The following is a 9973-nucleotide window of genomic DNA, read 5'->3' as shown; positions in this document are numbered from 1 at the left end:
TAACCATCATTATCATGAATAGCCAATTGATCAATAGTCACTTTAGAAATACCAATACCAATATTGATACCATCTTGACCTGTGGTTGAGCTAAGCGCAGCATCATCCATTGACTGCATTGCCATAGCGTTTGCACTGATCGCGATTGAAGACACCAAAGCAAGTTTAGTAAACATTTTCATTCCGTACTCTCCCAAGAGCATTTATTTTTTTTGGTTTTCACTACTCTATGTTTCTACGGTTTTTTGAATTTCCCCAGTAGAAACGTCCTATCCATGAGTAGCTGAATTTGCCTCTCTAAATTACAACTCTGTTAATTTTTGTCCAACTGCTGTTAGTCAAATTTGATGAACTACCCGATAAACGGTTCGGTAGCTTATGTCTGTTGGCGTTCTGTAGTAAAATCACGGTTTCATCTTTATTCATATTTTTAGGCTTGTCTCTGTGAAGTTTTTTTGTAATTTAAATCAAAATATTAGATCTACTTCTGAAATATTATTCAAACTTCACTCTACACATGGACTGGTTTTTCTAGAGGATCAAAATCATCCAGTCATAGCGTTTAACCCTCGGCATTATGTAGTTTATAACAACAAACAATTTAAATATTTTAAAATTAATTCAATTTATCAATATGAAGTGATGGATGAATTCACTATTGACAATTTTCTTCAATTTCATTCTGCAAATAATCCTCAAACAGCAGCAACTTTTTCAGGTGGCTATATTGGCTTCATCTCTTATGATTATGCAGCCCATCAATTTACTCCTGTCAAAGAACGTCTACAGCCCTCTTTTTATATCGGGCAGTACGATAGCTTTTTAAAGTTTCACGATGATCATTGGTATTTTTATAGTGATGCGGATGATGCTGAACAACAATGGCAGCAACTTGAAATCTTGCTCAATCAAAAGACTCAAATTGAAACTTTATCTTTACAACAAACACTACGCACACGTTGGTCACCCTCAACTTATCGTCAAGCATTTCAACGGATTCAAGATTATATTTTGGCAGGTGATTGCTATCAAATTAATTTAACTCAAGAATTTATCGCCAAAGCGCAAGGTTCACTGTTAAGCCGTGCTGAACACCTTTGGAGACTTACCGATGCACCTTACGCAGGGTATTTAAAACTGGATGATTTTGAATTGCTCAGTTGTTCTCCAGAGTTATTTATTGAATTTAATCAACAGCAACTTATTACCCGTCCAATTAAAGGTACGATGCCGCGTTTTGATGATCCTGAACTGGATGCTGCATCGAAACAAAAATTACAATATTCCGAAAAAGATCAAGCTGAAAACGTCATGATTGTGGATTTGCTTCGTAATGATTTAAGTGTTTATGCAGAAACAGGTTCGGTCAAAACCAATAAACTGTTTGAAATTGAAAGTTTTAATCAGGTTCATCACATGGTCAGTGAAATTGAAGCGACATTAAAGCCAGACGTCAATCCATTTGAAGTATTGATGTCCGCATTACCGGGTGGCTCTATCACTGGAGCACCTAAAATCCGTGCGATGCAAATTATCGAAGAACTCGAAGGGGCACCGCGTGGAGCGTATTGTGGTTCACTCGGTTATTTTAATTTTGATGGTTCTGGTCGTTGGAATATCCTGATTCGCAGCATTCAAAAGTTTCAGGATGAGCTTTCGGTTTGGGCGGGGGGTGGAATTACCATTGCGTCTGATTGCGATGCAGAATATCAGGAATGTTTTGATAAAGTGTCCGCCATGCTCGACTTACTCAATACATGGCAGATCAAAGATTAAGTTTTGACGATAAATAAACTTAAAGTAGTGTCTTTAAAGTCTCTACAAGACGTTGGTTTTGTTGATCTGTACCAATAGTAATTCGTAAGTATTGATCAATCCTTGGTTTATTAAAGTAACGTACAAGCACGCCTTGCTCACGTAATTGTATTGCTAACTCAGCAGCATCGCGCGCGGGATGTGTCACAAAAATAAAATTGGCTTTAGATGGCAACACCTTAAAACCAATTTCTTTTAATTCCTCAACCAACTTATCTCGACTTTGAATCACCTTTTGGCATTGTGCTTCAAAATAAGCCTGATCTTCAAATGATGCAACCGCCGCTGCAATCGCAAATCGATCCATCGGATATGAATTAAAACTATTTTTTACTGCTTCAAGTGCAGCAATCAAATGTGCTTGAGCAATGGCAAAGCCGACACGCAAACCTGCCAATGAACGTGATTTTGAAGTCGTTTGACACACCACTAAATTGTCATATTGATTGACTAACCCGACCGCAGTTTCAGCACCGAAATCAATATAGGCCTCATCAATCACCACCACACGATCAGGATTGGCTTGTAAAATCTGCTCAATCTGTTGCAGTGACAAAGCAATACTCGTCGGTGCATTCGGATTGGTAATAATAATGCCGCCATTGGCTTGACGATAATCATCCAACACGATTTCAAAATCATCATTCAGTGGAATTTGTTGAGTTTTCACACCAAAAAACTGACTATAGACAGGATAAAAACTATAGGTAATATCTGGATAAAGAATCGGTTGATCCTGAATAAAAAAGGCTTTGAAAATATGAGCTAAGACTTCATCCGAACCATTACCCACAAAAACTTGTTCAACGCTCACATTTTGCTGAGTGGCAATTGCTTGTTTCAATTGAGTCGCATCGGGATCTGGGTATAAACGCAAAGCATCTGCTTGGTGTGCCAATACGGCTTGCACCGCTTCCACTACTTTTGGAGAAGGTGGATACGGATTCTCATTGGTATTAAGCTTGAGTAAATTCTGGATTTTAGGCTGTTCACCCGGTGTATAGGGTTCTAATTCACGAACTTCTGGACTCCAGAAACGCATTTGTTCTGTTGTAAACGTCATTTTATATTCTCTTGTTGCCCTCTCCTAACCTCTCAAAGAGAGAGGAGTCTTCAAACCTTTCGCATCGCTCCTGACAAGTTCCCTCTCTTTTTAGGAGATGAGGAGCGATATAGTTTCGAAAAGGAGAGGTTTATATTGATGATAGCGCTAGACCACGACACCTATTTCTATTTTAAACGTCATAACGATAACGAGCAGAACGTGCATGGGCATCCAGATTTTCTTGTTGCGCCAACAAATCCGCTGTTCTGGCAAGCGTTTTAACACCCGCTTCTGAACACATAATCAGGCTTGAACGTTTTTGGAAATCATAGACACCAAGCGGTGAAGAAAACCGCGCTGTACCTGAGGTCGGCAAAACGTGATTTGGCCCTGCACAATAATCCCCAATCGCTTCTGGTGTATAGCGTCCCATAAAAATGGCACCTGCATGACGGATGTCTTGGCTCATGGCTTCGGCATCATCCAGACAAAGCTCTAAATGCTCTGGTGCAACTTGATTGATGAGTTGAATTGCTTCAGCTCGATCTTTCACCAAGACCAAAGCACCTCGATTAGCAATCGATGTGCGCGCAATATCGGCTTTAGGCAATGCAGCTAAATGTTCCTCAATCGCGTGCGCCACATCCTCTAGTAGGTCTGCATCAGGCGTAATAAAAATCGCTTGCGCAACAGTATCATGTTCAGCTTGTGACAAAACATCCATCGCTAGCCATTTGGCGTTGTTTTGGCCTTCTGCATAGACCAAAATTTCAGATGGTCCCGCAATCATATCAATACCGACCTGACCAAAAACTGCACGTTTGGCAGCCGCTACAAAGCGATTCCCCGGCCCAGTAATTTTATCCACCGCAGGAATGGTTTGGGTTCCATAAGCCAATGCTGCTACTGCTTGAGCGCCACCAATGGTAAAAATACGATTTACACCAGCCAAATAGGCAGCAGCTAATACCAATGGATTCAGCTCACCCTGCGGTGCTGGAACTACCATGATAATTTCAGGAACGCCTGCAACGTGTGCAGGAATCGCGTTCATTAATACAGAAGATGGATAAGAAGCTAAGCCACCGGGCACATAAATCCCGACCCGATCTAAAGGCGTAACTTTCTGACCTAAGGTATTTCCTAATGAATCGACATAAGTCCAGCCTTCTTGTTTTTGCGCCTGATGAAAACTACGAATACGTTCAGCAGCCAATTCGAGTGCTTCACGAATTTCAGGTTGTAGCGCATCAAACGCCGCTTTGAGCTGTTCTTGGCTCAGTTCCAGATCTGAAAATTGATGCGCTGGATGTCGATCAAACTGTTGAGTGAGCTTAAGAACATGATCATCACCATACTGACGAACATCAGCTATGATTTGATCTACAGTTTTTAAAAGTTCAGGATCATTAACAGTCTCAAACGCCAACAAATCTGCAAAGATTTGTTTGAAGTTTTGATCTTGAGTCGATAAACGTCGCATCAATTTACCTACAAGGTTTTGAGTGAAAAGAAAAACTTAGTTTACCTTGTTTCGGATGGTTTGTGGGTAATCAATCATCAATGATCTGACTTTGTTTTATCGAAAATAAAATTAAACTATATTTAATTTTCTAATCAGGTATTCACGTCAGGTTCATCCCAGTCTGCATCATATTGAATAAGCCAATTGAGTGCGGCATGACGTTCAAGAACAACCGAAGCATTTAGATTTGCAGGTGTCGGACGTTGTTTTAATCTCGCCTCAACACATGCCCAGTCATAACGATAGATAAGATCGGCCTCATCCAAAATTTGTTCGATTTCCCTAAGTTGAGTTTTTTGCATAAATGTATCAAATGAATCACAAGATGAAACAGCTTGGATTGCAAAATCACAATCAACCACTTGGTCTGGATAATTTAATTCATCTACAATTCCCAAAGCCCAAAGCAAAACCCAATAAGATTCATATTTCCACACCATATTGATCACATCTTGAGGCGCCGCTTGGTCATTGAGTATGGCACTTTCTTTAGCCGTGAGTTGGTCAGCCACTTCATATTGATTGAATAGTCCAATAAAAAAATCTTTGGTTGGTTGATCATACTTATTGATGTTAATATCACAGGCAATCTGAACGGTGAGTAAACAAGTAATTGCACGTTTCGCGATTTCCTCAGCAGAGCGAATACAAGCCTCATCAAACGATTCAATGACGGGTAAATGTTCGATATAAGGAATACCTTGTTGTCTTAATTTAGATATTGATTCTTGCTTACGTTGTTTTACACTTTTCATTATAAAATCCCATAACAAAATTATGGTTTTATTCTCTACGCTTGCTTCGTAAAGATCAAGCCATAAAAAACCGCCAAAAATTGACGGTTCAGAAATACAAGAGATTTAAGTGGCAAAATTAAGATTGGCGATCACTGACTGCTTGTTCGACTTGCGACAAGATCGGGTCCAGTAAAGTCTGTTTACGCTTAAAGCTGGCTTTATTGACAATCAAGCGTGAAGAGACTTTCATAATCTCGTCTAATGGCTCTAAACCATTGGCACGTAAAGTATTACCTGTATCGACCACATCGACAATATAATCACCCAAACCCACTAAAGGCGCGAGTTCCATCGAACCGTAGAGCTTAATCACATCCACTTGCTCACCTAAGCTTGCATAGTATTGACGGGTTAAATTGACATATTTGGTGGCGATTTTTAAGCGACCTTGTGGACGTTGCATGCCGACTTTACCAGCGGTCATCAATTTACAATTCGCTATTTTGAGATCAAGCAATTCATAAACGTGCTGTGCACCGTGTTCCATCAACACATCTTTACCCGCTACACCAATGTCGGCAGCACCGTTTTCCACATAAGTCGGCACATCAGACGCACGTAAAATTAAAATACGCACTTGCTTGTGTGTCGTTGGAAAAATTAATTTACGTGACTTTTCTGGGTCTTCAAGCAAATTTATGCCCGCTGCTTCCAGTAAAGGCAGAGTTTCTTTTAAAATTCGACCTTTACTGAGTGCCAATGTTAAACCATGATCAAAATTTCCCATGACGTTAAAGTTAGGATCATCGTTTCTCATATCATTCATTAACTGACTCGCTTAATGTTCGCGCCTAAACTTTGCAATTTCTGTTCAATATTTTCATAACCGCGATCAATATGATAAATACGATCAATCAGGGTATCACCCTCTGCAACCAATGCCGCCAAGACCAAAGAGAAAGATGCACGTAAATCGGTTGCCATCACAGGAGCGGCTTGTAAGGTTTCAACACCAGTCACCACTGCATCATTGCCTTCAACTTGAATATTAGCCCCCATACGCGCAAGCTCAGGTACATGCATAAAACGATTTTCAAAAATCGTTTCTGAGATCGTAGCAAAACCACGACCAATGACATTGACAGCCATCAACTGTGCCTGCATATCGGTTGGAAATTCTGGATGAGGAAGTGTTCTAAAACTCACGGCTTTAGGACGTTTCCCTTGCATATCCAGCTCGATCCAATCATCGCCACGAGTCACTTCTGCACCCATTTCTTCAAATTTCTCAAGGACTGACTCAAGCAAACTTGGATCTGTATGTGTGGTCTTCACCCGACCGCCTGTAATCGCAGCGGCAGCAAGATAAGAACCTGTTTCTATACGATCTGCAACGACTGCATATTCGCAGCCATGCAAACTTTCCACACCTGTAATGATGAGTGTATCGGTATCTATACCATCAATTTTAGCGCCCATTTTCACGAGCATATTGGCAAGGTCGGTAATCTCAGGTTCTCGTGCAGCATTGCGTAGTGTGGTCACACCCTCGGCTAAAACTGCTGCCATCAGGATATTTTCAGTCCCGCCGACTGTAACCATATCAAAGGTAATATCTGCACCTTTTAAACGCCCATCGACCGTGGCATGCACATAGCCATTTTCAACTTCGATGTGCGCACCTAGAGCTTCTAAAGCTTTCAGATGCTGATCGACAGGGCGCGAGCCAATTGCACAACCACCCGGCAAAGATACTTGTGCATTGCCATAACGTGCCAATAAAGGACCCAACACCAGAATAGAGGCACGCATGGTTTTCACCAATTCATATGGTGCAAACTGATTAGATAAAGTCGAAGTATCTGCCTTAACCGTATCACCTTGATATTCCATGGTAATACCTAATCCAGCAATTAACTTCACCAATGTATTGACATCTTTTAGATTTGGAACATTGGTCAAAGTAATAGGAGAATCTGCTAAAATCATAGCAGCCAGTAGGGGTAAAGCTGCATTTTTTGCACCTGAAATGCGCACTTCCCCTTCGAGCTTAGTACCACCCGAAATTAAAAATTTATCCATTAATTATTATGCTCCGAAAAGACTTGCTTTGCGCCATTCGTCTTTGGTCATTGCCCGAATTGTCACTGCATGGACGGCACCACTTGCAATATAAGAATTCAAAGGCGCATAAACAGCTTGCTGACGCGCAACACTGCGCTTACCTTCAAATTGATCATCTACAATACGCAGGTCAAATTTTCCCGCCTGACCAGTGACAGCCACTTCCGCATCTGGAAAAGCTTCTTGTAAAATTTGAGTGAGCTGCTCACTATTCATTGCTAGACCTCATATACAAGCTTAGGCGTAAAACGCATTATTTTACTATAAATCATCGATATAATTCAGTACATGATCATATTTTATAAATAAAAAAAGAGGCTAATTGTTAGCCTCTTCAGAAAATAAAAACTAAATATCAACAACGAGTTGCTGATGATTACACTGTATTTTGCGATGTTTTTGTAATTGCCGTTTTAATTTTTCACTCAGTTTTTTAATCGACATATACATATCATCGGCTGAAGCCTGAGCAAAAAGTTCTACACCAGGCAAACGTACAATCGCCTCCGCGATGTGATTCGCACTTCCTTTATGCGTTCTTTTATCGATTTGATGGTCTTTGGAAAGCTTCACCTGCATACTATTCACCTGATCCAGATGTTTGGTCAGTTGATCAAACTTGCTTTTAATGTTTTGCTCAATTGCAGGCGTTATGACTAAATGATGTCCACGAATTGTTATTTGCATAATTCTATCCCTCACCTTCTTTCAGGATATAAAGTCATAGCCAAGCCGATCTAATGACAAAACAGAATTCTGCATCACAATCATTAAACCATTTCAGCTACTCCTTTGGTGAAAAAAAAGATTCATTATTTTGCAACAATGAATCTCTAGAATAGTCATACTTTAAAAATCAGATCAAGACTTTTCGTTCAGATGACGAAGGAATATGTAACGATTCTCGATATTTCGCCACGGTACGACGAGCAACATCGATACCCTCTTCTTTTAATAATTCCGCAATCGCATTATCAGACAAAGGCTTACGGGGATTTTCTACTGAAATCATTTTTTTAATACGGGCACGAATTGCAGTTGAAGAACACTCACCGCCTGAGGTCGTACCCACATGACTTGAAAAAAAGTATTTCAATTCAAATAAACCACGTGGGGTCAGCATATATTTATTGGTGGTCACTCGTGAAACTGTAGATTCGTGCAACTCCACTTCTTCTGCCACATCACGCAATACAAGCGGTTTCATCCCTTCCGCACCAATCTCAAAGAAAGCTCGCTGATGCTCTACAATACAGGTCGCGACTTTTAATAATGTTTTATGACGCTCATCAATACTCTTAATAAAATTCTTAGCTTCCAGCATTTGATTACGTAAATAGAGATTTTCATCACTCTGATCGGCTCGACGAATCATATTTGAATAAAAAGAATTAATTCTTAGCTTAGGTAAAACATCAGGATTTAATTGCACCTGCCAGCTATTATCTTTTTTATTTACAACCACATCTGGAATTTGATAATCAGACTCCTGACTTTCAAAATCTGCACCCGGATAAGGTTTTAATGTTTTTAATAAACCAATTGCCTCTTTTAATTGACTCATATTTAAGCCTGTGGATTTCAAAAGCTTATTTAAGTCATTGGCAATTAATAACTCGTAACACTGCAATAAACTCAGTGCTTCACGACGAAATGCTGTTTGAATATCCATCATTTCTAATTGAATTTTTAAACATTCAGCCAAATTCATTGAAGCGACACCAACAGGATCAAGACGCTGGATATGTTTAAGCACCACCAGAATTTCATCGTGCTCTATTTCTTCATCATAGTCTGCTTCTATCAGCAAATGCTGTGCTGCTAATAAAATTTCTTCAATTTCAGCATCAAGAAAACCTTTATCATCCAGACAATCAATAATGCAATAAGCAATTAATTTATCAACTGTAGAAAAATGCAATAAATTAACTTGATCTAAAATATGTTCTTTTAAAGTATGATGAGCTTGGCGATTATCTTCCCGCTCTTCAAATTCTGGCGATGCTAAAGCAGTAGATTGATGCGTATAGACATCATCCCAATCGGTATCGACAGGAAGATCATTGGGTAAATGATCAGCGTTCAAATCTTGCGTTAAATCATTAGTATCACTGCTTTCTAAATGAGTTAGACTTTCTGTGCTACTTTCATCTTCTATTTTTTCAAGCAACGGATTACTATCCAGTTGAATCTGAATTTCTTGTTCAAGCTCAAGACTCGAGAGTTGCAATAAACGAATTGCTTGTTGTAATTGAGGGGTAAGCGACAAACTATTCGCAACTTTCAATCCAACAGATAGCTTCATAAATCGATACCCTAATCACGCCTGCCAAGCAAAAAATATGCCTACATGCTATTTATAGCATAAGTTTTAACGATATCCTATTCAAACTATATCATTCAATAACGTTTAATCAACCTGATGAGTCAATTTTTAATTTATATAAATTTTTCCCAATAAAAAGCACCCTCATCTGTATAAAGATGAGGGTGCCTTAGATTTAAAAGCTGGCGATGACTTACTCTCACATGGCTAACGCCACACTACCATCAGCGCGAAGAGGTTTCACTTCTGAGTTCGGGAAGGGATCAGGTGGTTCACTCTTGCTATTGTCGCCAGCAAACTGTTGTGGTGCTTTGGGGTCTTATTCACATTACTTAATAATGTATGCCTTACTTACAAACCAAAGAGTTATTAACGGATTGGAAATTGAGTCGGTATTGTAA

General features: G+C 39.6%; 10 protein-coding genes and 1 rRNA gene. 1 reads left to right on the top strand and 10 read right to left on the bottom strand.

The annotated features are described in order from the left end of the window. Positions 1–182: DUF6160 family protein (locus tag JR005_RS08595; RefSeq protein ID WP_324064188.1), on the bottom strand; the 182-nt coding region annotated here is incomplete at its 3' end. Between the two features lie 262 nt (positions 183–444). Here JR005_RS08595 and JR005_RS08590 point away from each other — a divergent pair. Continuing rightward, positions 445–1776 (top strand): anthranilate synthase component I family protein, encoded by a 1332-nt coding sequence (locus JR005_RS08590; RefSeq protein ID WP_004999120.1) that lies wholly within the window; start codon positions 445–447, stop codon positions 1774–1776. A 19-nt stretch (positions 1777–1795) separates the two neighbouring features. On the opposite strand, the gene hisC is transcribed toward JR005_RS08590, so the two are convergent. From hisC to rrf, 9 genes are all read right to left on the bottom strand, one after another. Further along, positions 1796–2878, bottom strand: a complete 1083-nt coding sequence (gene hisC / locus JR005_RS08585; protein ID WP_004987474.1) for a histidinol-phosphate transaminase — start codon at positions 2876–2878, stop codon at positions 1796–1798. Positions 2879–3050: 172 nt separating this feature from the next. Beyond that, positions 3051–4343, bottom strand: a complete 1293-nt coding sequence (gene hisD, locus JR005_RS08580) for a histidinol dehydrogenase (RefSeq protein ID WP_004987476.1) — start codon at positions 4341–4343, stop codon at positions 3051–3053. Between the two features lie 134 nt (positions 4344–4477). Continuing rightward, positions 4478–5140, bottom strand: coding sequence for a DUF4272 domain-containing protein (locus JR005_RS08575; protein ID WP_218664895.1), 663 nt, complete (start codon positions 5138–5140; stop codon positions 4478–4480). A gap of 118 nt (positions 5141–5258) precedes the next feature. Further along, on the bottom strand, positions 5259–5948 hold the full coding sequence (hisG, locus tag JR005_RS08570; protein WP_004987483.1) for an ATP phosphoribosyltransferase: 690 nt from the start codon (positions 5946–5948) through the stop codon (positions 5259–5261). After that, the gene (gene murA / locus JR005_RS08565) at positions 5948–7204 is read right to left on the bottom strand and encodes a UDP-N-acetylglucosamine 1-carboxyvinyltransferase (protein ID WP_004987486.1); all 1257 of its coding nucleotides are present in this window, start codon (positions 7202–7204) and stop codon (positions 5948–5950) included. The genes hisG and murA overlap by 1 nt, the downstream gene beginning before the upstream one ends. 6 nt (positions 7205–7210) lie before the next feature. Beyond that, on the bottom strand, positions 7211–7462 hold the full coding sequence (gene ibaG, locus JR005_RS08560) for a BolA family iron metabolism protein IbaG (protein WP_044437304.1): 252 nt from the start codon (positions 7460–7462) through the stop codon (positions 7211–7213). A 132-nt stretch (positions 7463–7594) separates the two neighbouring features. Next, positions 7595–7933 (bottom strand): ribosome hibernation-promoting factor, HPF/YfiA family, encoded by a 339-nt coding sequence (gene hpf, locus JR005_RS08555; protein WP_004987488.1) that lies wholly within the window; start codon positions 7931–7933, stop codon positions 7595–7597. Positions 7934–8102: 169 nt separating this feature from the next. Next, a complete protein-coding gene (locus JR005_RS08550; RefSeq protein WP_218664894.1) occupies positions 8103–9551 on the bottom strand; it encodes an RNA polymerase factor sigma-54 in 1449 nt (482 codons plus the stop codon). A 201-nt stretch (positions 9552–9752) separates the two neighbouring features. Further along, a 5S ribosomal RNA gene (rrf, locus tag JR005_RS08545) occupies positions 9753–9867 on the bottom strand. Positions 9868–9973: the final 106 nt, after the last annotated feature.

The sequence above is a fragment of the Acinetobacter sp. Colony158 genome (genome assembly GCF_019264745.1).
GTDB classification, from domain to species: Bacteria; Pseudomonadota; Gammaproteobacteria; order Pseudomonadales; family Moraxellaceae; genus Acinetobacter; species Acinetobacter ursingii.
Note: the sequence above shows the minus strand (reverse complement) of the source record. Positions and strands in the feature narration are given on the sequence as shown.

Excerpts from the sequence above, each read along its gene's own strand:
- hisC (WP_004987474.1), bottom strand. The coding sequence starts at position 2,878 with ATGACGTTTACAACAGAACAAATGCGTTTCTGGAGTCCAGAAGTTCGT.
- hisD (WP_004987476.1), bottom strand. The coding sequence starts at position 4,343 with ATGCGACGTTTATCGACTCAAGATCAAAACTTCAAACAAATCTTTGCA.
- JR005_RS08575 (WP_218664895.1), bottom strand. The coding sequence starts at position 5,140 with ATGAAAAGTGTAAAACAACGTAAGCAAGAATCAATATCTAAATTAAGA.
- hisG (WP_004987483.1), bottom strand. The coding sequence starts at position 5,948 with ATGAATGATATGAGAAACGATGATCCTAACTTTAACGTCATGGGAAAT.
- murA (WP_004987486.1), bottom strand. The coding sequence starts at position 7,204 with ATGGATAAATTTTTAATTTCGGGTGGTACTAAGCTCGAAGGGGAAGTG.
- ibaG (WP_044437304.1), bottom strand. The coding sequence starts at position 7,462 with ATGAATAGTGAGCAGCTCACTCAAATTTTACAAGAAGCTTTTCCAGAT.
- hpf (WP_004987488.1), bottom strand. The coding sequence starts at position 7,933 with ATGCAAATAACAATTCGTGGACATCATTTAGTCATAACGCCTGCAATT.
- JR005_RS08550 (WP_218664894.1), bottom strand. The coding sequence starts at position 9,551 with ATGAAGCTATCTGTTGGATTGAAAGTTGCGAATAGTTTGTCGCTTACC.